The following is a 23,783-nucleotide window of genomic DNA, read 5'->3' as shown; positions in this document are numbered from 1 at the left end:
GTAGTCGGTTCGCGCCCCGCAGGCGTATCCGGCGGAGCCATGGCAACGACGCAGCCCAGGCAGAAACGGGAAAGGCAGGCCGAGTTGGCGCCAGGCGCCCGTCACCAGTCTTTCCGGGTCCCCAATGGTCTGGGTCGATGCCCGTACGGCTGGCAGAAGCTGGGCCGATGCCGAGGAGATAGGGAGCCGGTCAGCCCCTTGCAAGGTTCGCCGGCAAGGCGCAGGCCCTTGCTCCTGCAGGTGCGCGCCTGCGCGGGAGAGTCCCTGCAAGACGGGTCATATTCCCGCCAGGTCCAACACCAACCGGTTCAATCGCTCCGGTTCCTCAAGATGCGGTGCATGTCCTGAACCGACAAAATAATGCACCGTCGCACCGGGCACATTGTCGGCATGCCAGTCGGCGACGGCCCTGTCATAAAGCGCACTCTGGCCACCGCAGACCAGATGCAGCGGGCAATCAATTTCTGGCAGGAACGCACGGAAATCCTGCGCCGTCAACGAGGCCCACATCGGTTTCAAAAGACGGGGGTCAGCCGCGAGGATCTCCCGCCGGGCATGGGCAAGGCGCTGCGGATCGGGGACCTCGCCGGTCGCAAAGAGGCGCATCGCGATCCGCTCGGCCATCTGTGGCCAGCGGGGAATGATGGCTTCCAGAACCTCGGCGTTATGCAGGACATCAAGCCCGTCGCGGACGCCGCCGGACCAGGTGGCGTCGTTGACAACCTTCGGTGTCATGTCGAGCGCAACCAGTGCCTTCAGCCGGGAGGTGCCATGGCGTTTCGCCAGTGCATAGGCGACATGCGCGCCCATCGACCAGCCGACCAGGACAACGTTCGAGAGATCGCGGTCCCGCATCAGTTCGGCAACCGCATCCGCAGCCGCCTCGATGGTGAGTGCCACTGCCGGTCCGGTCTGCCCGTGTCCCGGCAGGTCCGGAGCGAGCACATTGGCCTTGCCGGCCAGCGCCTGCAGTTGCGGCTCGAAGAAGCCGCCGTGACAGGACCAGCCATGCAGCAGGATGATGGCGGGAGACGTCGCCGCATCGGGACTTGCCTCCCGGACAAAAAGGCCCTGGGCACTCACGCCGTGCCTCACCACCGCTGTCATGCCTTGCCCGCGCGCAGCCGCCCGACGATGCCGGTCGGGAAGAAATACACCGACAGGACGAAAAGCACGCCAAGCCACAACAGCCAGCGGTCGGGAGCGACCAGGTCCGGCAGCAGCGGAATGCCGGCTGTTGCCTGTTCCGCCATGCCCATCAGCGCCTGCAGGTAGGTCTGCGCCAGAATAAAGATCACCGCCCCCAGCACTGCCCCGTACATCGTCCCCATGCCGCCAATGACAACCATCAACAGGATATCGACCATGATTTCCATCGAAAGGGTCGTCGCCGGGCCGGTATAGCGCAGCCACAGGGCCAGCAGCACACCGGCCATCGCGGCCATGACGGCGGAAAGCACGGTCGCTGCCGTCCTGTAGCGCACCACCTTGTAGCCAATGGCTTCGGCGCGGAAGGAATTGTCTCGCACCGCCTTCAGCACCCGGCCGAAGGGGGAATTGACGATCCTCAGCAGAGTGAGGAACAGCGCCAGGGCAACCCCAAAGATCAGGTAATAGCTCAGCACCTTGCCATCGATGCGGACGCCGAGCACCGGCTCCGCAAGGAGCTTGAAGGCGGGTGTCAGTTCCCGTGGGATCCTGTAGTTCAGCCCGTCCTCGCCGCCGGTGAGGAAGGAGAGCTGCGACACCAGAACCGCGAAGGCGCTGGCGATGGCCAGTGTCACCATGGCGAAGAAGATCGCCTTCACGCGCAGTGAGAACAGCCCAATGGCGAGCGCCAGAACAGCCGCCAGTGCCACGCCGCCGAGGGCGCCAAGACCGGCTGCGGCAAAGCTTGCCCCGCCCAGCGACAGCCCGAGCGCAGTGCCATAGGCGCCAAGGCCGAAGAACATCGTGTGGGCGAAGGAGACGATGCCGGTGTAGCCGATCAGGAGGTCATAGCTCGCCACTAGCACGATGAAGATGCAGATCCGGGCCGCGGTTTCCAGGGACTTGCTGCCAGGGAACAGGAAAGGCGCGAAGGCAAGGCTTGCCAGAACGAGCAAAAGCAGGAGTGTGAGCACAAGGCTTCCCGGACGATCACCGGACAGGAGTTTCATCAGCATGGGGCGCTCCTCACTTGGCCTTGACGACGGGATAAAGCCCCTGCGGTCGCCACATCAGCACCACCACCATCAGCGCGATGGTGGAGACAAGCGCCACCTTCGGCGCGGCAAAAGCGGTGTAGTTGGACAGAAGCCCGACCAGAAGCGCGCCGATGAAGCAGCCCTCCACAGACCCCAGACCGCCGATGATGACGACGATGAACACCAGCACCATGATTTCCGAGCCCATATGCGCGGTGATGGTCTCCTGATAGAGGCCCCACATCACGCCGCCGAGACCGGCCAGCGCCGAGCCGACCATGAAGACGACGAGGAACAGGCGGCGGATGCGGTAGCCGAGCGCTTCCACCATCTCGCCGTTCTCCACCCCGGCACGGACCAGCAGCCCGACCTTGGTGTGTTTCAGCACATGCCGCATCGCGACAAACAGCGTCAGCCCGAGACCGACGGCGACAAGACGGTACTTCTCGATGGCCGCATCTCCGATCACCCAGGAGCCCTGCAGCGCCAGCGGCCGCGCCAGGTGGATCGCATCCGGGCCCCAGACCACATGGATGAGTTGCTGCGCAATGATCATCCCGCCCATCGTCACCAGGATCTGCTTCAAGTGCTGGCCATAGACCGGGCGGACAATGACCCGCTCGAAAGCGTAACCCATCATGCCCGTCGCCAGCATCGTGACGAGGATGGCGATCAGCATGGCGGCGAGGTTCATCATCACCGCCGGATGCGCAGTCCAGCCGGACAGCCAGCCGAGCACCGAGAACCCGACAAATGCGCCAACAGCGACGAAAGCGCCATGGCCGAAGTTGATGATATCCATCAACCCGAACACCAGCGTCAGACCGGAGGCCATGATGAAGATCATCAGCCCCATGGCGAGCCCGGCCACGGTCAGCGTCGCCCAGGTGGACGGATTGCCGGTGACGAAAAGTCCGCCCAGCATCAGGAGGGGCACCAGCAGGATCGGCAGTTTTTCGGCCAGTCTCTCACCAAGCGGCCGCGCCTCGATACGGGGCCGGATCTGCGTCTCGCTCATTGATGTGCCTCCAGGCTCAGTCCCATCAATCGTTCCTGCAAGGCCGGGCTGGCCACCAGGTCGCCCATGCCGCCTGCGTGAATGATGCGCCCGTCGTCCATCACCGCGACGGAATCGCCGAGGCTGGAAGCCATGGCGAAATTCTGTTCAACGAGGAGGATGGTCGTCTCGGTTTCCTTGAGCTGGCGCAGGGCGTCCGTCATCGCGACGATGATCGCCGGGGCCAGGCCCTTGGTCGGCTCGTCGATCAGGATTAGCCGGCGCGGCTCGATGATCGCCCGCGACACCGCCAGCATCTGCTTCTGCCCCCCCGAAAGCGTTCCGGCGGGAGAGGTCCAGAAGTTCCGGATCGGCGGAAAAAGATCCTGCACCCACGAGAGCCGCTTGGCATCGATCGCACCGGAGGTGGCGGCGAGCATCATGTTTTCCGCGACCGTCAGATCGGTGAAGATGCCCATGTTTTCCGGCACATAGGCAATGCCGGCGCGGGCGATCGACGGCGTGTCCAGCTGGGTGATGTCACGGCCGTCAAAGCGGATCTGGCCCTGGCTCGCCCGCCACAGGCCCATGATGGTGCGCAAGGTGGTGGTCTTGCCGGCGCCGTTGCGGCCAAGCAGAACTGACACTCCGCCCTGCGGCACGGTCAGCGAAACGCCCTGCAGGATGTGATAAGGCCCGATATGGGTGTGGACGCCGTCCAGCGTCAAAAGCGGGTCAGCCACGGGCAGCCTCCGTCACGCGCTTGCCGAGATAGGCTTCCTGCACCACGGCCGAATTGATCACGGTGGCCGGTTCGCCATCGGCGACCAGGGCCCCGTTGTGCAGCACGATGATGCGGTCGGCGAGGGTGCGGATCACGTCCATCTTGTGCTCGACCAGCAGGATCGTGCGGTCCTTGTCGGCCTTCAGTTGCTTGATCAGATTGAGGATCACCGGTACCTCGTCGACGCTCATGCCGGCGGTGGGTTCGTCGAACATCAGCACCTGCGGTCCCAGCGCGATCAGCAGCGCCACTTCCAGCTTGCGCTGGTCGCCATGCGGCAGGGCGTTGACCGTCTGGTTCGCCTTGTCGAGAAGATGCACTTCCGCCAGCACATGTTCGGCCCGCTCGATCAGCTCGACATGGCTGTCGGCCATGGAAAAGAAATCCAGACCCAAACTGGCCCGTGCCTGCGCCACCAGGCGCACATTCTCGCGCACTGTCAGGGTCGGAAACAGGTTGGTCAGCTGGAACGCGCGGCCGATGCCCTTCAGCGTCCGCTCCGGCACGCTCATCCGGGTGATGTCCTCGCCATTCAGCACCACCTTGCCATGGCTCGCCCGAAGCTGGCCGGAAATCAGGTTGAAATAGGTCGTCTTGCCGGCGCCATTCGGCCCGACAATCGCCGTCAGCGTCCCGCGCTCGAAGGCGCAGCTGACATGATCCACAGCCACATGCCCGCCGAAGCGGATCGTCAGCTCATGGGTTTCCAGAATGGGATGTTCACGCGCCACTGGATGGTTCCATGCGGGGTTGGGGGGAAGGCGAGATTGGTGTTCCGGGGCCACAGCAGTCCCGCGCGCCGCAGCGCCCCTCTCCCCCCCTTGAGGGGGAGATGTCTGCGACAGCAGACAGAGGAGGGTACAGCGGTCCAGCGCAGTCAACGCGAGACGAGAGTGCCTAGTACCCCCCTCTGCCCCCATCCGGGGGCATCTTCCCCTCAAGCGGGAGAGGGGGCTGCGGCTCAACGGGAAACTCCGGACCAAAGCCTGTTTGGTGTGTCCGGCCCCCCCAACCCCTCCCCACAAGGGGGAGGGGAGCGGAGAGGGTACCGCTTGCAGTCACCAGCTTACTTCTTGTTCTTGATCGGGATGTTCATGTCCTCGATCTTCAGTTCACGCACCAGTTCCGGAATGCCCCAGGCCACAGCCGGGTCAACCTTGATCTTGAAGTGGTACATCGACTGAAGCGCCTGATGGTCCTCGGGACGGAACACCATCTTGCCCTTCGGCGTCTGGAATTCCATGCCTTCCATGGCGGTGATCAGCGCTTCCGTCTCCGTCGAACCGGCCTTCTTGATGGCCTCGACCACGGCAATGCCCGCTGTCATGCCACCTGCGGTGAAGAAATCCGGCGGGGATTCATGGCGCTTCTGGTGCTCGGTGACGAGCCAGTCGTTGACCGGGTTCTTCGGGATGTCGTGATAGTAATAGGTCGCCCCTTCCATGCCCGGCAGTGCCTTGTAGGCAGCCATCGCGGCCAGGATGTTGCCGCCCGTGGCGATCTCGATGCCGAAGCGCTCCGGCTCCATCGCCTTGATCTTGCCGATCGGGTTGTTGGCACCGGCCCAGATGATGAAGAGGAACTTGCGGCCCGGCTGGTCCTTCATCTGGTCGAAGATGCGTTGTGCACTGGCGGTGAAGTCCTGGGTGTCGGTCGGGACATATTCCTCGACAGCCAGCTTCGCTCCGGTCGGCGCAAGCGCGTCCCGGAAGGCCGCAACGCCATCCCGGCCAAAGGCATAGTCCTGCGCCAGGGTGGCGATGGTGACGCCGTCCTGGCCGAGGGCGACCGCGTTGGCGATGGCGTCCTGCGAGGAATTGCGGCCAGTGCGGAAGATGTAGCGGTTCCAGGCTTCGCCGGTGATGCTGTCGGCCACCGCCGGCTCGACGATCAGGATCTTCTCATATTCCTCGGCGACCGGCAGCATGGCCAGCGCCACACCGGAGGCGACCGGACCAACCGCGATGTCGGCATTGTCATCGCCATAGGCCTCAGCCAGCACGGCCTTGGCAACATCCGGCTTGGTCTGGGTGTCCTTCTCGATCACAACCAGCTTGCGGCCGTTCACTTCCATGGTGCCGCCGGTTGCATATTCGAGGCCCATCATCAGGCCGATATGCGACTGCTTGGCATAGGCTTCCAGCGCGCCGGTCTTGTCATAGACATGGGCAATGCGGATGTCTTCGGCCTGGGCGGCAGAGCCGAGGGCAAACGGGGCTGTGGCAGCCAGCCCGAGAGCCGCAACAAGCGCAAGGCGCTTCAGCGGCATTGGCACGGTCGATTTCATTGGCAAACTCCTCCCGAGGACTGAAACGCGCTCCCTCGCATTCCAGAATGTATCCAGCCTTCCGCGAAACCTTGAATGCGCGCCGGTCATGGCCGGAGCGTCGTGGCGATGGGGCTCACGCCAGGCAGGTCTCGCCGACAGGCCCCGAGAGGTCCAAGGGAGATCCAGCCAGGACGGCGGAAACCGGATGAGTTATATGAAACCTGAATCAGGTGTCATGTCAAATGACAGTTTGGCGTCTGGTCCACGCCAGTGGTTCCTGTAAGCTGCCGGCTGTCCGAGACAGGAGCATGACTGCCGCATGGCAACAACGCCAGAAACCACCCCCGATGCTGTCCGCCAGCCCTCCCGCGTCGAGATCCTGTCCCGCCGGGAGGCCTACCGCGGCCGGGCCACAGTGGAGGAAATCACACTGCGCCAGACCCGGCGCGATGGGTCCGCCCAGGACATTACCCGAGAAGTCGTCCGCTATGGCAGCAATGTCGTTGCCGCGTTGCCTGTCGACATTGCGCGCAGGTGCCTCCTCCTGTGCCGCCAGTTGCGCGTGCCGATGCTGATAGACCAGAACGACCCCTACCCGCTCGAAGTCTGCGCCGGCCGGCTGGAACAGGGCGAAGGCGCGGAAGATGGCACTCGCCGCGAGCTTCTGGAGGAGTTCGGCGTCACGGCGTTGACGCTGACCCATGTGATGGCGAGCTACACCAGCCCCGGCATTCTCGGTGCCCGTGCCGACCTTTACCTTGCCACTTATGATGGCACGCCCCGCGCTGCCGGAGGCGGCCTGGCCGATGAAGGCGAGGACATCGACGTCATAGAGCTCAGCTTTGCCGATGCTGCCGCTCTTCTCGTGACGGGGAGCCTGCGCGACGCCAAGTCCGTGATCCTGCTGCAGCATCTCATGCTGAGACACCCTGGACTGTTTCCGACCATGAACGGCGCCTGAGGTCGATTGCAGACCCTTCCACCTTCCGTTAGCGTCTGGGGCATCCGAAGCGGGAGACGGACGATGCCGAATCAGACGGGCGCCAAGCAAGAGATCCTGTTGCCGGGAGCGGTCATTGACGGGGTCGTCGGCCCTGCCACCGGCGATGACCGCTTTGACAGCATTTGCCCGTCGGATGGCCGGCTGATCGCCCGCATTCCGCGCTGTGACGCCGCTGATGTCGGCCGGGCTGTCGCCAGCGCCCGCCGCGCCTTCGATCTCGGCCCCTGGCCGCGCCTCACAGCGCTGGAGCGGGGCCGCCTGCTGCTCCGGCTGTCCGCGCTTGTCAGCGAGCACGCCGAGGAACTGGCGGCCCTCGAATCGCTCGACGCCGGCAAGCCGCTGCGTCAGGGCAAGGCGGACATCGTCGCCCTCGCCCGCTATTTCGAGTTTTACGGCGGCGCTGCCGACAAGGTGATGGGCGACACGATCCCCACCGCCGACGGCTTCCTCGCCATGACCTTGCGCGAACCACTCGGCGTCGTCGGCGGCATCATCCCGTGGAACTATCCGGCGCAGATCATGGGCCGCGTCGCCGGGGCAGCGCTTGCCATGGGCAACACACTGGTGCTGAAGCCGGCGGAAGATGCCTGTCTCAGCGTCCTGCGTGTCGGCGAACTGGCGCTGGAGGCCGGCTTTCCGGCCGGTGTCTTCAACGTCGTCTCCGGCTTTGGCCACGAGGCCGGCGCTGCCCTTGCCAACCATCCGGGCCTTGATTTCCTCACCTTCACCGGCTCGCCGGAAGTCGGCGTGATGATCCAGACGGCGGCGGCGCGCAACCACATCGGCTGCACGCTGGAACTGGGCGGCAAGTCGCCCCAGATCGTCTTCGAGGATGCCGATCTCGAACAGGCCGTGCCGGTCATCATCAACGCCATCATCCAGAACTGCGGCCAGACCTGTTCGGCCGGCAGCCGGGTCTTGGTGCAGCAGGGCATCTGGCAGCCGCTTGCCGATGCCTTGCGTGCCCGCGTGCGCACACTGGTCGCCGGCCCCCATGACCGCGATCTTGATCTCGGCCCCCTCATTTCGGAGGGCCAGCTGCGCCGAGTCCGGTCCTTTGTCGAGCGGGCCGCCAGCGACGGCATTCCCCTCATTGCCGAAGGCGCCATCGCCCCCGATGCACCGGAGAGCGGCTTCTACGTGCCGGCCCGGATCTATGGCCCCGTGCCGCCCGAGCATCTGCTGGCACGCGAGGAAGTGTTTGGCCCGGTCCTGTCGCTGATCCCCTTCCGCGACGAGGCCGAGGCGATCCGGCTCGCCAATGGCACCGACTACGGCCTTGTCGCCGGCGTGTGGAGCCGCGACGGCCAGCGCGCCGTGCGCGTCGCGCGCCAGGTCCGCGCCGGTCAGGTCTTCGTCAACGCCTATGGCGCGGGTGGCGGCATCGAGCTGCCCTTCGGCGGCTTCAAGAAATCCGGCCATGGCCGCGAGAAGGGCTTCGAGGCGCTGTACGAGTTCTCGGCGACCAAGACCCTCGTCCTGCGGCATGGTTAGCCAGCAAAATAACTGATTAAAATCGGGGAGGAATGAGCATGGCAGACAGGCTGAAGGGCAAGGTGGCCGTGATCACCGGCGCGGGCTCCGGTTTCGGCGAGGGCATGGCCAAGCGCTTTGCCGAGGAAGGCGCAAGGGTTGTCGTGGCGGATCTGAACAGCGAGGCCGCAGCCCGCGTCGCCGGCGAGATCGGCGCTTCCGCCGTCGCGGTCACCGCCGATGTCACGGTGCGCGCCGATGTCGAGCGCATGGTCAAGGCCGCATCCGAGGGCTTCGGCCGCCTCGACATCCTCATCAACAACGCCGGCTATTCCCACCGCAACAAGTCGCTGCTCGAGGTGTCCGAAGACGAGTTCGACCGCATCCTCGCCGTCAACGCCAAGGCGATCTACCTGTCCACCCTCGCCGTGGTGCCCATCATGGAAGCCCAGGGCGGCGGCGTCATCCTCACCACCGCCTCGACCGCCGGCCTGCGCCCCCGGCCGGGCCTGACCTGGTACAACGCCTCGAAGGGCTGGGCGATCACCGCCTCCAAGTCGATGGCCGTGGAACTCGCGCCAAAGAACATCCGCGTCAACGCGCTCTGCCCCGTGGCCGGCGAGACCGGCATGCTGCATCTCTTCATGGGCGAAGACACACCGGAAAAGCGGGCCCAGTTCAAGGCCTCGATCCCGCTTGGCCGCCTGTCGAAGCCGATGGACATGGCCAATGCCGCGCTGTGGCTCGCCTCCGACGAAGCCGATTTCATCACCGGCGTTGCGCTTGAGGTCGACGGCGGCCGCTGCATCTGAGCAGCCGTCCCTTCCTTTCAGGCCTCCAGCCGCTTCACCGCGTCCTCGACATAGACGAGGGCGCGGCCCTCGCAGACGCGCGTGCCATCCGGCAATTCGCAGACCGTCTCCAGATCGACCAGATGCTTCTCCGGCCGCAGCCGCGTGATCGTCACCCGCGCGGTCAGCTCCACATCGAGCGGAACAGGTGCGAGAAACCGCATCTCCTGCTTCAGGTAATTTGTCCCCGGTCCCGGCAGGTCGACGCCAAGGAGACAAGAGAACAGCGCCCCGATCAGCGGCCCCGGCACGCCCTCCGCCGGAGACACCGCCGTCCCCGACAGGCGCGAGAACGCGGCGAGGTCCGCATCCGAATAGCTGCGCGTCAGGCTCGCGCTTTCACCCACAACAAAGCCCATCATGCGCCTCCTTCGAGCGTTGCCAGACCGGTCAGCACATCCTCGCCTGTCGCCGCCCGGCTGACGCGGATGCCGACCGTGCCAGCCGCCTCGCCCCGCTCCAGCGCGATCACCAGGTCCTCGCCGGCAAAGGCCGGATGGGGAAACATCAACGCCTGCGCCTGATGCCGCTGCCCGGGAAACAGCTCGCCCAAGAGCCCGAACACGCGGGTGTAGATCAGCATCCCGTGCGACACGGTGCGGCCGAAGCGGGTGCGGGCGGAAAACTCCGGATCGACATGGATCGGATTGTCGTCTCCCGACACGGCGGCAAAGGCATCAAACTCCGCCTGGCTCGGCGTCCAGGACCGGCGATGCGGCAAGGGATCGGCTGGTGTCATGCGGGTCTCCGGGCTTTCATGTCTGGTCTCTTGCGGGGCCTCTCGGCTCCCCTCCCCCTCGTGGGGAGGGGTCGGGGGGGGCTGCCGAGGTGGTTGTCTGGCTGGTGTTCATCCCGAGGCTCTGGTCCAGATCATGAAGACCTCTGCGATCCTGAGCGGTTGCCCCCCACCCCTCACCCCTCCCCACGAGGGGGAGGGGGGCGGAGAGGCAATAGGGACTGGAAGGGCCATTCGGGTCTCCGGAGTTTCATGTCTGGTCTCTTGCGGGGCCTCTCAGCCCCCCTCCCCCTCGTGGGGGCCGAAGGCGGGGCGAGACCGTTGGCTCGACCCAGGTCGGGGTCGGGGGTGGGGGGCTGCAGAGGTGGTTATCTGTCTGGTGTTCATCCCGAGGCTCTGGTCAAGATCATGAAGGTCCCCCGCGATCCTGAGCGGTTCCCCCCACCCCTCACCCCTCCCCACGAGGGGGAGGGGAGTGGAAAGGCTGCGGAGCCGTTGCTTCACCCGTGAGGAGATCCCTCCCCCAGCCTGTCCTTAAGGATGTTCTTGCGCACCTTGCCGGCGGCCGTGCGGGGCAGGTCGGTGACGACGGAGAAGCTCTTGGGCACCTTGTAGGCGGCAAGCCGCTCGCGGCACCAGGCGGGCAGGTCGGCTGCCTCCAGCGCTGCTCCGGGCCGGGCAATCAGGAAGGCCGCGCCGACCTCGCCCCATTTTTCGTCCTGGACGCCGATAACCACCGCTTCCAACACGGCCGGATGGGTGAGCAGCACCCGCTCGACCTCGGCAGGATAAATGTTCTCGCCGCCGGAGATGTACATGTCCTTGATGCGGTCGACGATGAAGTAATAGCCATCCGCATCCCGCCGGGCGATGTCGCCGGTCTTCAACCAACCATCCTCGGTGAAGGAGCCGGCAGTTGCCTCTGCATTGTCCATGTAGCCCGGTGTCATGCCGGGCCCGCGCACCTGCAGCTCGCCCTCCCCGGCGCCCTCGACAACGCGCCCGTCCGCCCCCTCCAGCCGCACCTCGGCGAGGATCTGCGCCTTGCCGACCGAGCCGAGCTTGGCGCTGGCGTGGGCCGGGTCCATGATGAACAGCGTCGGCCCGGTTTCGGTCATGCCCATGCCGTTGCAGATGGTGGCGCCGCGCGCCTGATATTCACTGAGGAGCTTTTCCGGCACCGGCGCCCCGCCGCAGACCAGCGAGCGCAGGCGGGCAATGTCGAGATCACCGAAACGCGGATGCAGCGCCAGCGCCTGATAGATCGCCGGCACGCCGAAGAAGGCCGTCACTTCGCCCTCGTCGATCAGCCGCACCACATCGTCGGCCTCGAACTTGCGCAGGATGGTGGAGCGGCCCCCGAACAGGAACAGCGGCAGGGTGAGGAGATTGATGCCGGCGGTGTGGAACAAGGGCAGGTAATTCACCGAGGTGTCGGTGCTGGTGAGATCGGTTGCCTGGACATAGTTGACCGCATTGGCCCAGGCCATGCCGGCGGTCTGGATCACCGCCTTGGGCAGGCCCGTGGTGCCGGAGGTGAAGAGCAGATACCACGGCGCGCTGGCCTTGACGGGTCGTCCCGAGACAGCGGCAGCAGCGGCTGCATCCGCGTCGGCAATCAGATCCGCCAGCACGAAGGGCGTGTCCATGCCGGGCTCCAGCCCGATGCGGGCAAGGCCATGGCGGGCGGCCAGCTCGCGGGCGACGTCCGTGAAGGCCGTGTCATGCAGCAGCACATGCGCGCGGCAGGTGGCAAGCAACGGCGACAGCTCGGCAAAAGGCTGGCGCCAGTTGAGCGGCACCAGCACGAGCCGCGCCTTCTGCGCCGCGAACAGCGCGATGAAGAACTCCGGCCGGTTGAGGCTGAGGATCGGCACTCGCGCCCCCTCCACCAGCCCCATGTCGAGGAGGGCTGCGGCCAGCCGGCTCGCCTGCCGCTCCACCTCGGCAAAGGTGAGGCTCTCCCCCGCTGCATGGTCGATGAAGGCGACGCGGTCCGGGGTCAGTTCGGCCCGGCGGGCGGCCATGTCGGTCACGTGATCCATCGGTCCTCCAGAGATGTGGTCAGGCCTGCCGGCCGCAGTCAGGCGCGGGCGCTCCCCGCAGCGAAGTCGCGCATGCGCGTGAGCGTGTCGGGGTGGGTGACAAGCGCCAGGAACCGCTGGCGCTCGGCCTCCAGCCGTACCGCAACGGCTGAAATCTGCTCCGGCGGCCAGACGCCAGCGCGGGTGGCGGCAAGGCTGCGCGGATCCTTGGCCGCCAGGGCGGCGAGCCAGCCGGCGATCACCGCCTCCACCCCGCCCGGCCCGGCCAGTTCGCTCACCAGACCCAGGCGCAGGGCTTCGTCGGCGCTGATCCGGCGGTTGAGATACTGGATCGACAGGGCCGCGCCCGTGCCGATCCGGTCGGGCAGCAGGGCCGTCCAGCCGCCATCGGGCGCAAAGCCCATGTCCACGTAATAGGGCTGGAAGAACGCGGAAGGGTCGGCAGCGACCAGATCGCTCGCCAGCACAAGACCGGTCGAGCCGCCGGTGACCGGGCCATTGAGCGCCGTCAGCACGGGCATCGGGAACGCCAGCAGGTCGAGGATCGCCCCGTTCAGCTCCCCCACCAGATCGGCAGCATAGGCGTTGAGCTCGCCCGCGCTGCCCGCATGGGCGAGAAACCCGGCAATGTCGCCGCCAATCGAAAAACTGCGCGCCGAGGAGCCCAGCACCAGCGCCCTTGCCCCGGACTGCCGCGCCACCGCGATGGCAGCCCGCAGATCCCCCAGCAGCTCTGGCACCAGCGCATTGTGCCGGCGTGCGCGGGTGAGCGTAAGGCGCGCGTGACCACCGTCCAGTTCAAGCCCGACCAGCGAGGCGGCTGCACCTGTCACGGCAAGACTCACGACCTGTCCCCGCGCGGCGCAAGTCCATGCACGATCAGGTCATGCGCGGCGTCAACCACCTCGGCAACGGGCGTGCGGTCCTCCCAGATGACCGCACGCTCGCCGAGCGCGCGGGCAATTCCCATGAGGGCCCACGCACGAACTTCACAATCCCCCGGGCGGATCTGTCCAGCAGCCTCGGCTTCGGTCAGGGCCAGGCGATAGCCGTCTGCGAAACTGCTGAAATAGGCGCGATAGGCCGCCGGATCGACGAACAACGCCTCCTGAATGATGCGGTAGAGATCCGGATGGGCGGCAACGAAGTCGAGAAAGCCGCGCAAGCCGGCCTTTTCCGCCGCGAGCCGGTCGGGAATATCGACCGTTGCCTGGGTCAAGGCGCGTCGGACAAGGCGGCCCATCTCCAGAACAAGCTCGGAAAACACCTCTTCCTTGCCCTTGAAGTAGATGTAGAACGTGCCCTGCGCGCAGCCGGCCTCGCGCGTGATCGCGCCGATCGAGGCTTCGCTGAAGCCCTTCGCGCCGATCACCCGCTCGGCCGCATCCAGGATCGCCCGGCGCGTCGCTTCGCCGCGTGCCGTCTTCGGCTGGATGCCGCGCGGTTCGTCTTCATCCGCTGGCAGCGCATCCGGCACGGCCTTCGTCTTGCGCGGCCTTGCGCTGGCAGCTTCAGATCGGACTTGACGCCTGCGTTCGCTCACGGGACACCTTGGTCTGGCCGGCGCGCTGGAGGCTGCACCAACATGAAACATGAATCACTATTCATGTTTTGGTGCTGAATGCAAGCCCGCGCTGCGCGGGCGAAGGGAAGCCGGAGTATCGTGGCGAGGTCGCAGACACGGAGCCCCTTTCGGCCCAGACCTCTACCCTCCGTCGGCGTCATCCCGGGCGCAGCGAAGCGAAGACCCGGGACCGGTGAGCCAAAGTGCCTCCGGTGTCATCGCGTTGAAAACTCGAAACCTCAGGCCTCTCCTTCGTCGCCCTCCGACGGCCGCGCCGGGTCTGCTCCGTTTCGTAAGGCTTCCAGCGCCTGCATCCGCTGCTCGCTGCGCTGCCAGTTCTCCCGTGTGACGCCCGCGATCAGCACCTCCGCCACCGCCATCAGCGCCGTCGAGGAATCCCAAGGCGAGGGCACTGCCACCCGAACCGGCAGCACATGCTGCGATATCCGGGCGACCGGGGACATCCAGCTGTCAGTGATAAGGCCAACGGTAACCCCCTGCCTTGCGGCCGCCTCGGCAAAGCGGATGATGCCGGCCTGGTAGCGGCGAATATCGAAGACGAGGAGCACGTCCTTTGGCCCCATTCCGATCAACTGATCGAACCAGTTGCTTTCCTGGCCGGCCAGATGATGCACCCCGGACCGCACGATGCGCAGATGCGCCGCCATATAGCGCGCCAGCGCATCGGTAAACCGCCCGCCGAGCAGATAGACGGTGCGCCGCTCATCGGCCAGCAGACGGGTGAATGTGTCGATCTCCCGGGCAGGCAGATGCTGGAACGTCTCGCGCAGGTTCTCGACCAGCTTGTCGGCAAAGGCATTGCCGCAGCCGGTATCTGCGGATGGCAATGACGGATCTCTGGCAAGCGGTGCCTTCAGCTGGTTTTCAAGTTCCAACTTCAGCCGCCGCTGGAATTCCGGAAATCCCGGAAAACCAAGCCTTGCAACAAACCGCAGGATGGTCGGCGAACTGACGCCGGCCGCCCCGGCAAATTGCGCCACGGTCTGCAGGCCAAGCAGCGGAAAATTGGCCAGCAACGCCTGCGCCGCCCGCCGCTCCGTCGTGGTGAACTCGTCCAACCGTTCCCGGATTTCCTCGACCAAGGTCTGGTCCATCCGCGTTCCCCCCTGTTGCGCTTGCTTGCATCCGGCGCCGTCTGGCCCGATCGGCCATTTTGATGTTTTCTGTTTGACAGGCACCGTTTCCTTGTATCAAATCATACACAGCGTGGCCGTCTACGCAATTCTGTAACAAAAAATACAAACATGAACAGACGGCCGCATCCAGATGGGGAGGCAGCATGGCGCAGCCGGATCGGCCGCTTGCCGGCAACGGGACACCTGTGTCCGTCGAAAACCGCAACGGCAAAAGTGACTATGTCCTTGTGTGCGACCACGCCTCGAATTTCATTCCCGAGGCCTATGGCGATCTTGGCCTGAGCGCAGAAGCACGTGTTGCCCATATTGCCTGGGATCCCGGCGCGCTTGGCACGGCGCAGGAAATGTCGCGCCTGCTGGATGCACCGCTGGTCTACCCGCTTGTTTCGCGCCTGATCATTGACTGCAACCGAGACCACGCGGCCCACGACCTCATTCCGGCGGTCAGCGAGACCACGCGCGTTCCGGGCAACGAGAGCATTTCCGACGAAGACCGCAAACGGCGGATCGACCTGGTGCATGTGCCCTTCCATGCCACCATCGACGCGCTGGTGGCGGAGCGGACGCAAGCCGGCAGGCGCAGCGTGATCGTCTCCGTCCACACCTACACCCCCGTCTACAAGGGCGTTCCGCGCCCCTGGGAAATCGGCATCATCGCCGATACGGATCGGCGGCTGGGCGACGCGATGATCGCGGCGCTGAAGGCTCCAGGTGACCTGACCGTGGGAGACAACGAGCCCTATTCTCCGGCGGATGGCGTCTATTACACCCTGACCCGCCACGGCGAATCCCAGGGCCGCGCCTGCGCCATGATCGAGATCCGCAACACCGATGTCGCGACGGCCGAAGCTGAGCAGATGTGGGGCCAGCGACTGGGCAAGATCCTTGCCGATGCCTTGCCGCTGCTCGCGGAGGGCTCCTGATGCCTGGCTTTGCGCGCACCTACGTCCGCTGGGTGGATGGCTTCAACATGGGGCTTGGCCGGATCATCATGTACGGCCTGTTCGTGATGATGGCGATCCTGCTGTGGTCGTCGATGTCCAAGACCTTCTTTCGTCCCTCGCTCTGGACGCTCGAGCTCGCGCAATTCGCCATGGTCACCTATTTTGTCCTTGGCGGGCCTTACTCGCTCAAGGCCGGTGCCCATGTGCGCATGGACCTGTTCTATGCCGAATGGTCCTTGCGCAAGAAGGCCTGGATGGACTCGATCACGGTGTTCCTCCTGATCTTCTATCTCGGTGTGCTGCTGTATGGATCGCTGACATCGACGGCCTTCTCGCTGGGCTATTTTGGCGACCATCCGTTTGAGTTCTATCGGGATCTCGTCGTTGCCTTCGTCACCGGCGGCCCCGATGCGGCCTCGGAGGTGATCGGCCATCTGGAGCGCAGCCGCACGGCGTTCCGCGCCTATATGTGGCCGATCAAGCTGATCATGACCTTCGGCTTTTTCCTGATGCTGCTGCAAGCCATCTCCGAGTTGATCAAGGATATCGCGCGCCTTCGCGGGGAGACGATCTGATGTCCTATGAGATGATCACCATCTTCATGTTCTCGTCGATGATGCTGATGATGCTGACGGGCCAGCGCGTCTTCGGCGCCATCGGCGGCGTCGCGGCCATTGCGGCGCTCGCGCTGTGGGGAACCGGTTCGACCGACATCCCTTACGCCCAGGCCATCAAGCTGATGAACTGGTACCCGATGCTGACGCTGCCCATGTTCATCTTCATGGGCTACATCCTGTCGGAATCGCGGATCGCGGAAGACCTTTACCGGATGTTCCACGTCTGGATGGGCCCGGTCAGCGGCGGCCTTGCCATCGGCACCATTCTCCTCATGGTGCTGGTCTCGGCGATGAACGGCCTGTCGGTCGCCGGCATGGCCATCGGCGCGACCATCGCCCTGCCGGAGTTGCTGCGGCGTGGCTATGACAAGCGGATGATCTCCGGTGTCATCCAGGCCGGGTCTTCGCTTGGCATTTTGATCCCACCCTCCGTGGTTCTGGTGCTTTACGCCATGATCGCGCGGCAGCCGGTTGGTAACCTGTGGCTCGCCGGCGTCGTTCCGGGCCTGATGATGGCGGCGATGTTCATCGTCTATGTCCTGGTCCGCTGTCGGCTGCAGCCGGAACTCGGCCCTCCGCTTCCCGCCGAGGAGCGCAACGTTCCGTTGCCGGAAAAGCTGCGCCTGCTGACCGCCGGGCTGCTGCCGATCGGCATCTTCCTCGTCATGATGGTGCCCTTCGTCAATGGCTGGACCAGCCTTGTCGAGAGTTCCGCCATCGGTGCGCTGACCGCCTTTGCAGTTGCGCTGGCAAAACGGCGCATGACCTGGATCATCTTCCACTCCTGCGTGAAACAGACCCTGTTCATTTCCTGCATGTTCATGTGGATCATCCTCGCCGCCCTCGGCTTCGGCGCCGTTTTCGACGGTCTGGGCGCAGTCAAGGCCATCGAGTATTTCTTCACCAGCGAGCTCGGGCTCAATCCCTGGATGATCCTGATCCTGATGCAGCTGTCGTTCCTGGTGATGGGCACCTTCCTCGATGACACGGCCATGCTGGTCATCGTCGCCCCGCTCTATGTGCCGCTGGTCGCCAAGCTCGATCTCGGCATGCCGGCTGACCAGGTGCTGATCTGGTATGGCGTGCTCTACACGATCACGACCCAGATCGCCTATATGACGCCGCCCTTCGGCTACAACCTGTTCCTGATGCGCGCCATGGCACCACCGGAATTCTCGATGCGCGACATCTATGCGTCGATCATTCCGTTCGCGCTGATCATGACGCTGGCGCTGGCGATCATCATGATTTTCCCGCAGATTGCCTTGTGGCTGCCAGGCCTGGTCTACGCAAGGTAGCGGAAAAAGCTGTCCGGACCTGTCTGGCCCGGGCGGCAAGGGAGGAAGCAAGAGCCGCCCTCTGGCGGCCACCTGACACGATTTCGACATGCGGACGACCCCGCCGGGCAAAAAATAACGGCCAAAGGCCATCCCGCCCGGGGTCTGGATCACCGAAAAGGGGAGTGACTAGACATGACGAGCAGACGTGAATTCCTGAAGAATGCCGGCCTGACAACCGTTGCCGCAGCCGGCGCAACCACCCTCGCGGCGCCTGCCGTGCTGGGCCAGGCCCCGATCAAGTGGCGCCTGCAGACCTATGCCGGTCCCGCCCTCGGCGAACACGTGATCAAGCCGGCCATCGATGCCTTCAATAAGGCGGCCAATGGCCAGATGGAAATCGAGCTGTTCTACGCAGACCAGCTGGTGCCCACCTCCGAGCTCTTCCGCGCCATGCAGAAGGGCACCATCGACGCCGTGCAGTCGGATGACGATTCCATGGCCTCGCCGACGGAAGTCACCGTGTTCGGTGGCTACTTCCCCTTCGCAACGCGCTACTCCCTCGACGTGCCGGTGCTGTTCAACCAGTACGGCCTGAAGAAGATCTGGGAAGACGAGTATGCCAAGGTCGGCGTGAAGCATATTTCCGCCGGCGCCTGGGACCCTTGCCACTTCGCCACCAAGGACCCGATCAACAAGCTCGAGGACCTCAAGGGCAAGCGCATCTTCACCTTCCCGACCGCCGGCCGCTTCCTGACCCAGTTCGGCGTCGTGCCGGTGACCCTGCCCTGGGAAGACATCCAGGTCGCCGTCCAGACCGGCGAACTCGACGGCATCGCCTGGTCGGGCATCACCGAGGACTACACCGTCGGCTGGGCCGACGTGACCAAGTACTTCCTCACCAACAACATCTCCGGCGCCTGGGTTGGCCACTTCTTTGCCAACAACGACCGTTGGAACGAACTGCCGGATCATCTCAAGGTGATGCTGCAGCTCGCAATGGATAGCTCCCATCTGTATCGCCAGTGGTGGTACTGGGGCGGTGAGGCGGACCTGCGCGTCAATGGGTCGAAGCTGCAGCTGACCTCGATCCCGGACTACGAGTGGGTGGTTGTCGAACAGGCCGCGCTTGCCTTCTGGGACGAGATCGCTGCCGAGTCCCCGGTCAAGGCCCAGGTGGTCGAGATCATCAAGAAGTACAATGACGTGATGTCGAAGGCCGGACAGCCTTATCGCAACGGCTGATGAGCTGATCGTGGCCCGGACCGTTCTGCGGTCCGGGCTGCCTCCGCACTGACCTTCTCCGGACAAAAAGAAAAGTACATCCAGATGGCTGGCAATCTGACTATCGACGCCCTGAAAGTGGCGGCTACTGAGGGCAGGATCGACACCGTGCTGGCCTGCATGGTCGACATGCAGGGCCGCCTCATGGGCAAGCGCTTCCACGTGCAGCATTTCCTGTCGAGCGCCCATGAGGAGACGCATGGCTGCAACTATCTCCTGGCGACAGACCTCGAGATGTACACTGTTCCGGGCTATGCATCGACCAGTTGGGCGGGCGGCTATGGCGACTACATCCTGAAGCCGGATCTTTCCACGCTGCGCCTGGTGCCCTGGCTGGAAGGCACCGCCATGGTGCTCTGCGACGTGCTGGACCATCACACCCACGCCGATGTGCCACAGTCCCCGCGCGCCATGCTGAAGGCACAGATTGCCCGGCTGGATGCGATGGGCTTTACCGCCATGATGGCGACCGAACTGGAATTCTTCCTGTTCGCCAAGAGCTTCGACGAGATCCGTAAATCCGGCTTCCGCGATCTGGAGCCGATCTCGGCCTATAACGAGGACTACCACATCCTGGCGACGACCAAGGAAGAGCATGTGATGCGCCCGCTGCGCAACCATCTCTATGCCGCGGGCATCCCGGTGGAGAACACCAAGGGCGAGGCCGAAGCCGGCCAGGAAGAACTCAACATCCGTTACGCTGACGCCCTGTCCTGCGCCGACTACCACTCCATCGCCAAGCATGCGGTGAAGGAGATTGCCTGGCAGCAGGGCCATGGTGCCACCTTCCTGTCCAAGTGGCACAAGGACCGCACCGGTTCGTCCTCCCATGTGCACCAGTCGCTCTGGACCACGGACGGCAAGCCCGTCTTCTTCGATCCGTCCAAGCCGCATGGCATGTCGGACCTGATGCGCCATTACATGGCTGGCCTCATCAAATATGCGCCGGACTACACCTATTTCCTGGCGCCCTACATCAACAGCTACAAGCGTTTCCAGAAGGGCACCTTCGCGCCGACGCGGATGGTTTGGTCGATCGACAACCGCACCGCCGGCTTCCGGCTCTGCGGCGAGGGCTCGAAGGGCGTGCGCGTCGAATGCCGCATTGGCGGCTCAGACCTCAATCCCTATCTGGCGCTTGCCGTCCAGATCGCGGCCGGCCTGCGCGGCATCGAAGAAAATCTGGAACTGGCTCCGCCCATGACCGGCGACCTCTACGAGGCTGAGAAAGCCAAGCAAATCCCGCGCAGCCTGCGTGACGCGCTGTCTGCGCTGAATGCCTCGTCCATGTTGCGCGAGGCCTTGGGCGACAAGGTGGTTGACCACTACCTGCGTGCAGGCGAATGGGAACAGGAAGAATTCGACCGCGTGGTGACCGATTACGAGATCGCCCGCGGATTTGAACGCGCCTGAGGATGGCTGGCCCGGATCACCCGGGCCGCTGTCCCGGCAAACACTGCAGCCGCCGGCACCCGGCGGTGTTTCTTGAAGGTGACCCATGTCGGACACGATCAAACTCATCTCCCCGGTCGACGGATCGGTCTATGCGGAACGCGCGGCGCTGGACGCTGTCGCGGTGGAACGGGTGGTCACCGCCGCCCGCAGCGCGCAGGTCGGCTGGGCCGCGACCCCGCTTGCCACCCGCGTTGACCTCTGCCTCAAGGCGCTTGATGCCCTCCTGGCGATGAACGACGACATCGTCACCGAACTGGCCTGGCAGATGGGCCGCCCCGTGCGCTACGGCGGCGAGAAGAACGGCCTTACCGAGCGCACCCGCTACATGGCAAGCATTGCCGAAAGCGCGCTGGCCAACATCGAACGCAATGATCGCCCGGGTTTCAAGCGCTACCTGAAGATGGAGCCGCTCGGCATCGTCATGGTCATCGCACCATGGAACTACCCGTTCATGACCGCCGGCAACGCGATCTTCCCGGCGCTGATGGCCGGTAACGTCGTCATCCTCAAGCACGCCGCGCAGACGCTGCTGGTCGGCGAGCGCTTTGCCGCTGCCTTCGAGAAGGCCGGCCTGCCGAAGGGCGTGTTCCAGAACATCGTGCTGTCGCATGACGGCACCGAGAAGCTGCTCGGCTCCGGCGTCATCGACCATGTCAACTTCACCGGCTCGGTCGCCGGCGGCAAGGCCATCGAGCGGGCACTGGCCGGCACCTTCGCCACCATGGGCCTGGAGCTTGGCGGCAAGGATCCGGCCTATGTCATGGCCGATGCGGATCTCGACTATGCGGTCGCCAACCTCGTCGACGGCGCCTTCTTCAACTCCGGCCAGTGCTGCTGCGGCATCGAGCGCATCTATGTGCACGAAAGCCGCTACGACGCCTTCGTCGACGGCTTCGTCGCCATGACGCGCGACTACAAGCTCGGCAACCCGCTCGATCCGGAAACCACCATCGGCCCGATGGCCCAGACCCGCTTTGCCACCTGGGTCCGCGAGCAGACGGAAGAGGCGATCCGCAAGGGCGCCAAGGCCCATATCGACATGTCTGCCTTTGCCATGGACAAGGCCGGCACGCCTTACCTCGCCCCGCAGGTGCTGACCAACGTCAATCACCAGATGTCGGTGATGCGCGAGGAAAGCTTCGGCCCGGTCGTCGGCATCATGAAGGTGAAGGACAACGCCGAGGCGATCCAGCTCATGAACGACAGCCCCTATGGCCTCACCGCGTCCATCTGGACCGAGGATGCCGTGGCTGCCGAGAAGATCGGTCACCAGATCGAGACCGGCACCGTGTTCATGAACCGCTGCGACTATGTGGATCCCGGCCTTGTCTGGACCGGCGTGAAGGACACCGGCAAGGGCGCCGCCCTGTCGGAAGTCGGCTTCGCCAACCTGACCCGCCCGAAGTCCTACCACCTGCGCCTCGAGCATTAAAAAGGGGCGGCGCTGGCTGGATCGCTCGTCGGTGAAGCCCGATGCCGCAACTCTCTCGCGCTTGGCCGAAGCCTCTCGCCCCCCTCCCCCTTGAGGGGAGGGGTCGGGGGTGGGGGTAGCAGACCGAGACCGCAATGACTGGAAGGGCGATCTGGAACGGGCGTCGACAAGCTGGCTTCTGTTGGCACAGACCCCCACCCCTAACCCCTCCCCTCAAGGGGGAGGGGGATTGCAACGCCCGACCTGTTCCTCGTTCAACACCATCCACTGCGTTGACCCCAACGCACCAACTGACTGAAAGCCCGACCCATGACTGCTCTTCCGTCCGTGAACTGGTCCTATCCCACCGCCGTGCGCTTCGGCGCGGGCCGCATCAAGGAACTGCCTGCCGTCGTCAAGCTCGCGGGCATGAAGCGCCCGCTGCTGGTCACCGATCCGGGCCTTGCGAAGCTGCCGATGATCGCCGACATGGTCGCCCTCTTGACAGCCGATGGCATCGACTGCGCCGTCTTCTCCGACGTCAAGCCGAACCCGGTCGAGAGCAACATTGCCGCAGGCGTTGCCGCCTACAAGGCCGGCGGCCATGACGGCGTGCTGGCGGTTGGCGGCGGCTCCGGCCTCGATGCCGGCAAGCTGATTGCCTTCATGTCCGGCCAGACCCGCCCGATCTGGGACTTCGAGGACATCGGCGACTGGTACACCCGCGCCGATCCGGCCGGCATTGCCCCGATCGTCGCCGTCCCGACCACGGCCGGCACCGGCTCGGAAGTCGGCCGCGCCGGCGTCGTCACCAACGAGGCGACCCATACCAAGAAGGTGATCTTCCACCCGAAGATGCTGCCGGCCTATGTCATCTGCGATCCGGAACTGACCACCGGCATGCCGCGCATGATCACCGTCGGCACCGGCATGGACGCCCTCGCCCATTGCCTGGAGGCGCTGTGCTCGCCGTTCTACCACCCGATGTCGGAAGGCATCGCGGTCGAAGGCGCGCGTCTGGCGATCCACAACCTGCCGATCGTCGCCGCCAACGGCTCCGACCTTCTGGCGCGTGGACACATGATGAGCGCGGGCGCCATGGGTGCCGTTGCCTTCCAGAAGGGTCTCGGCGCCATCCACGCCCTGTCCCACCCGGTCGGCGCGCTCTATGACACGCACCACGGCATGACCAATGCCGTGTTCATGCCCTATGTGCTGAAGTTCAACCGTCCGGCCATCGAGGCCAAGATCGAGCGTCTGGCGGCCTTCTGCGGCATTGCCGGCGGCTTCGACGGTTTCCAGGCGCATATCCTGAAGATGCGTTCCGACCTCGGCGTGCCGCACACCATCGGCGGCCTCGGCGTCGACGGCGCCAAGCGCGACCTCATCGCCGACATGGCCATCGTCGACCCGACCGCCGGCGGCAACCCGGTCGAACTGACCCGCGACGCCGCCCTGTCGATCTTCGACGCGGCGCTGGACGGCAAGCTCTGACAAGAGCCGCGCCGCAGTACCGATGAGAAATGGCCGGGCCTTGTGTCCGGCCGTTTTGTTTTTCAGGGGCTTGAGTGTGGCGGCAACCGTTCGCCCCCCACCCCTTACCCCTCCCCACGAGGGGGAGGGGCGCTGAAAGGCCTTGCCCGCAGAACGCAGTTCAATCTGCTTGAGGTCATGCCGCCCCCCTCCCCCTCGTGGGGAGGGGTAAGGGGTGGGGGGGAAGCCTCACCTCA

General features: G+C 64.9%; 22 protein-coding genes. 10 read left to right on the top strand and 12 right to left on the bottom strand.

What is annotated here, in order from left to right:
• Positions 1–276 precede the first annotated feature (276 nt).
• The 6 genes from ACTIFE_RS02955 to ACTIFE_RS02930 all read right to left on the bottom strand — a co-directional run bounded on the left by ACTIFE_RS02955 (position 277) and on the right by ACTIFE_RS02930 (position 6,254).
• The gene (locus ACTIFE_RS02955) at positions 277–1,083 is read right to left on the bottom strand and encodes an alpha/beta fold hydrolase (protein WP_439527678.1); all 807 of its coding nucleotides are present in this window, start codon (positions 1,081–1,083) and stop codon (positions 277–279) included.
• A 20-nt stretch (positions 1,084–1,103) separates the two neighbouring features.
• Positions 1,104–2,165 carry a branched-chain amino acid ABC transporter permease gene (locus ACTIFE_RS02950; protein ID WP_439527677.1) on the bottom strand — a complete coding sequence of 354 codons (1,062 nt, stop codon included), beginning with the start codon at positions 2,163–2,165 and terminating at the stop codon, positions 1,104–1,106.
• Positions 2,166–2,175: 10 nt separating this feature from the next.
• Complete coding sequence (locus tag ACTIFE_RS02945) at positions 2,176–3,204, bottom strand: branched-chain amino acid ABC transporter permease (protein WP_439527676.1); 1,029 nt, start codon at positions 3,202–3,204, stop codon at positions 2,176–2,178.
• Positions 3,201–3,926 carry an ABC transporter ATP-binding protein gene (locus ACTIFE_RS02940; protein WP_439527675.1) on the bottom strand — a complete coding sequence of 242 codons (726 nt, stop codon included), beginning with the start codon at positions 3,924–3,926 and terminating at the stop codon, positions 3,201–3,203. The genes ACTIFE_RS02945 and ACTIFE_RS02940 overlap by 4 nt, the downstream gene beginning before the upstream one ends.
• Entirely contained in the window at positions 3,919–4,698 is a 780-nt protein-coding gene (locus ACTIFE_RS02935; RefSeq protein WP_439527674.1) for an ABC transporter ATP-binding protein, read from the bottom strand. The genes ACTIFE_RS02940 and ACTIFE_RS02935 overlap by 8 nt, the downstream gene beginning before the upstream one ends.
• Before the next feature lie 335 nt (positions 4,699–5,033).
• Positions 5,034–6,254, bottom strand: coding sequence for a substrate-binding domain-containing protein (locus tag ACTIFE_RS02930; RefSeq protein WP_439527673.1), 1,221 nt, complete (start codon positions 6,252–6,254; stop codon positions 5,034–5,036).
• Positions 6,255–6,555: 301 nt separating this feature from the next.
• On the opposite strand from ACTIFE_RS02930, the gene ACTIFE_RS02925 reads away from it, so the two are divergent.
• From ACTIFE_RS02925 to ACTIFE_RS02915, 3 genes are all read left to right on the top strand, one after another.
• Positions 6,556–7,197, top strand: a complete 642-nt coding sequence (locus ACTIFE_RS02925; protein WP_439527672.1) for an NUDIX domain-containing protein — start codon at positions 6,556–6,558, stop codon at positions 7,195–7,197.
• A 63-nt stretch (positions 7,198–7,260) separates the two neighbouring features.
• Positions 7,261–8,733, top strand: a complete 1,473-nt coding sequence (locus ACTIFE_RS02920) for an aldehyde dehydrogenase family protein (protein ID WP_439527671.1) — start codon at positions 7,261–7,263, stop codon at positions 8,731–8,733.
• Positions 8,734–8,771: 38 nt separating this feature from the next.
• The gene (locus tag ACTIFE_RS02915; RefSeq protein ID WP_439527670.1) at positions 8,772–9,524 is read left to right on the top strand and encodes an SDR family oxidoreductase; all 753 of its coding nucleotides are present in this window, start codon (positions 8,772–8,774) and stop codon (positions 9,522–9,524) included.
• 17 nt (positions 9,525–9,541) lie between these two features.
• Here the strand turns inward: ACTIFE_RS02915 and ACTIFE_RS02910 are convergent, their stop codons facing one another.
• The 6 genes from ACTIFE_RS02910 to ACTIFE_RS02885 form a co-directional block, all read right to left on the bottom strand.
• A complete protein-coding gene (locus tag ACTIFE_RS02910) occupies positions 9,542–9,922 on the bottom strand; it encodes a phosphate acetyltransferase (RefSeq protein ID WP_439527669.1) in 381 nt (126 codons plus the stop codon).
• A complete protein-coding gene (locus ACTIFE_RS02905; protein ID WP_439527668.1) occupies positions 9,922–10,302 on the bottom strand; it encodes a MaoC family dehydratase in 381 nt (126 codons plus the stop codon). Before ACTIFE_RS02905 ends, ACTIFE_RS02910 begins: the two co-directional genes overlap by 1 nt.
• A 497-nt stretch (positions 10,303–10,799) precedes the next feature.
• On the bottom strand, positions 10,800–12,344 hold the full coding sequence (locus tag ACTIFE_RS02900; protein ID WP_439527667.1) for an AMP-binding protein: 1,545 nt from the start codon (positions 12,342–12,344) through the stop codon (positions 10,800–10,802).
• 38 nt (positions 12,345–12,382) lie between these two features.
• Entirely contained in the window at positions 12,383–13,189 is an 807-nt protein-coding gene (locus ACTIFE_RS02895; protein WP_439527666.1) for an enoyl-CoA hydratase/isomerase family protein, read from the bottom strand.
• Positions 13,186–13,887, bottom strand: coding sequence for a TetR/AcrR family transcriptional regulator (locus ACTIFE_RS02890; protein ID WP_439527665.1), 702 nt, complete (start codon positions 13,885–13,887; stop codon positions 13,186–13,188). Before ACTIFE_RS02890 ends, ACTIFE_RS02895 begins: the two co-directional genes overlap by 4 nt.
• Positions 13,888–14,147: 260 nt before the next feature.
• Positions 14,148–15,023, bottom strand: a complete 876-nt coding sequence (locus tag ACTIFE_RS02885) for a MurR/RpiR family transcriptional regulator (RefSeq protein ID WP_439527664.1) — start codon at positions 15,021–15,023, stop codon at positions 14,148–14,150.
• A 185-nt stretch (positions 15,024–15,208) separates the two neighbouring features.
• On the opposite strand from ACTIFE_RS02885, the gene ACTIFE_RS02880 reads away from it, so the two are divergent.
• The 7 genes from ACTIFE_RS02880 (at position 15,209) to ACTIFE_RS02850 (ending at position 23,547) form a co-directional block, all read left to right on the top strand.
• Positions 15,209–15,988, top strand: coding sequence for an N-formylglutamate amidohydrolase (locus ACTIFE_RS02880; protein WP_439527663.1), 780 nt, complete (start codon positions 15,209–15,211; stop codon positions 15,986–15,988).
• Positions 15,988–16,584, top strand: coding sequence for a TRAP transporter small permease subunit (locus ACTIFE_RS02875; protein ID WP_439527662.1), 597 nt, complete (start codon positions 15,988–15,990; stop codon positions 16,582–16,584). The genes ACTIFE_RS02880 and ACTIFE_RS02875 overlap by 1 nt, the downstream gene beginning before the upstream one ends.
• Positions 16,584–17,924 carry a TRAP transporter large permease gene (locus ACTIFE_RS02870; RefSeq protein ID WP_439527661.1) on the top strand — a complete coding sequence of 447 codons (1,341 nt, stop codon included), beginning with the start codon at positions 16,584–16,586 and terminating at the stop codon, positions 17,922–17,924. The genes ACTIFE_RS02875 and ACTIFE_RS02870 overlap by 1 nt, the downstream gene beginning before the upstream one ends.
• A 174-nt stretch (positions 17,925–18,098) precedes the next feature.
• Positions 18,099–19,148, top strand: a complete 1,050-nt coding sequence (locus tag ACTIFE_RS02865) for a TRAP transporter substrate-binding protein (protein WP_439527660.1) — start codon at positions 18,099–18,101, stop codon at positions 19,146–19,148.
• Between the two features lie 84 nt (positions 19,149–19,232).
• Positions 19,233–20,600: a glutamine synthetase family protein gene (locus tag ACTIFE_RS02860; protein WP_439527659.1), complete on the top strand. Its 1,368-nt coding sequence runs from the start codon at positions 19,233–19,235 to the stop codon at positions 20,598–20,600.
• Positions 20,601–20,685: 85 nt separating this feature from the next.
• Positions 20,686–22,074 carry an aldehyde dehydrogenase family protein gene (locus tag ACTIFE_RS02855; protein WP_439527658.1) on the top strand — a complete coding sequence of 463 codons (1,389 nt, stop codon included), beginning with the start codon at positions 20,686–20,688 and terminating at the stop codon, positions 22,072–22,074.
• A 309-nt stretch (positions 22,075–22,383) separates the two neighbouring features.
• The gene (locus ACTIFE_RS02850; protein WP_439527657.1) at positions 22,384–23,547 is read left to right on the top strand and encodes an iron-containing alcohol dehydrogenase; all 1,164 of its coding nucleotides are present in this window, start codon (positions 22,384–22,386) and stop codon (positions 23,545–23,547) included.
• The last annotated feature ends 236 nt before the right edge of the window (positions 23,548–23,783 follow it).

It is taken from the genome of Pannonibacter sp. (assembly GCF_051860505.1).
GTDB lineage: Bacteria > Pseudomonadota > Alphaproteobacteria > Rhizobiales > Stappiaceae > Pannonibacter.
The sequence above is the reverse complement of the archived record's forward strand: the minus strand, read 5'-3'. Positions and strand labels throughout refer to the sequence as shown.

What these genes read in the sequence shown, in the direction of transcription:
- ACTIFE_RS02950 (WP_439527677.1), bottom strand. Translation starts at nt 2,165, where the DNA reads ATGCTGATGAAACTCCTGTCCGGTGATCGTCCGGGAAGCCTTGTGCTC.
- ACTIFE_RS02945 (WP_439527676.1), bottom strand. Translation starts at nt 3,204, where the DNA reads ATGAGCGAGACGCAGATCCGGCCCCGTATCGAGGCGCGGCCGCTTGGT.
- ACTIFE_RS02930 (WP_439527673.1), bottom strand. Translation starts at nt 6,254, where the DNA reads ATGAAATCGACCGTGCCAATGCCGCTGAAGCGCCTTGCGCTTGTTGCG.
- ACTIFE_RS02925 (WP_439527672.1), top strand. Translation starts at nt 6,556, where the DNA reads ATGGCAACAACGCCAGAAACCACCCCCGATGCTGTCCGCCAGCCCTCC.
- ACTIFE_RS02920 (WP_439527671.1), top strand. Translation starts at nt 7,261, where the DNA reads ATGCCGAATCAGACGGGCGCCAAGCAAGAGATCCTGTTGCCGGGAGCG.
- ACTIFE_RS02915 (WP_439527670.1), top strand. Translation starts at nt 8,772, where the DNA reads ATGGCAGACAGGCTGAAGGGCAAGGTGGCCGTGATCACCGGCGCGGGC.
- ACTIFE_RS02910 (WP_439527669.1), bottom strand. Translation starts at nt 9,922, where the DNA reads ATGGGCTTTGTTGTGGGTGAAAGCGCGAGCCTGACGCGCAGCTATTCG.
- ACTIFE_RS02905 (WP_439527668.1), bottom strand. Translation starts at nt 10,302, where the DNA reads ATGACACCAGCCGATCCCTTGCCGCATCGCCGGTCCTGGACGCCGAGC.
- ACTIFE_RS02900 (WP_439527667.1), bottom strand. Translation starts at nt 12,344, where the DNA reads ATGGATCACGTGACCGACATGGCCGCCCGCCGGGCCGAACTGACCCCG.
- ACTIFE_RS02885 (WP_439527664.1), bottom strand. Translation starts at nt 15,023, where the DNA reads ATGGACCAGACCTTGGTCGAGGAAATCCGGGAACGGTTGGACGAGTTC.
- ACTIFE_RS02880 (WP_439527663.1), top strand. Translation starts at nt 15,209, where the DNA reads ATGGCGCAGCCGGATCGGCCGCTTGCCGGCAACGGGACACCTGTGTCC.
- ACTIFE_RS02875 (WP_439527662.1), top strand. Translation starts at nt 15,988, where the DNA reads ATGCCTGGCTTTGCGCGCACCTACGTCCGCTGGGTGGATGGCTTCAAC.
- ACTIFE_RS02870 (WP_439527661.1), top strand. Translation starts at nt 16,584, where the DNA reads ATGTCCTATGAGATGATCACCATCTTCATGTTCTCGTCGATGATGCTG.
- ACTIFE_RS02865 (WP_439527660.1), top strand. Translation starts at nt 18,099, where the DNA reads ATGACGAGCAGACGTGAATTCCTGAAGAATGCCGGCCTGACAACCGTT.
- ACTIFE_RS02860 (WP_439527659.1), top strand. Translation starts at nt 19,233, where the DNA reads ATGGCTGGCAATCTGACTATCGACGCCCTGAAAGTGGCGGCTACTGAG.
- ACTIFE_RS02855 (WP_439527658.1), top strand. Translation starts at nt 20,686, where the DNA reads ATGTCGGACACGATCAAACTCATCTCCCCGGTCGACGGATCGGTCTAT.
- ACTIFE_RS02850 (WP_439527657.1), top strand. Translation starts at nt 22,384, where the DNA reads ATGACTGCTCTTCCGTCCGTGAACTGGTCCTATCCCACCGCCGTGCGC.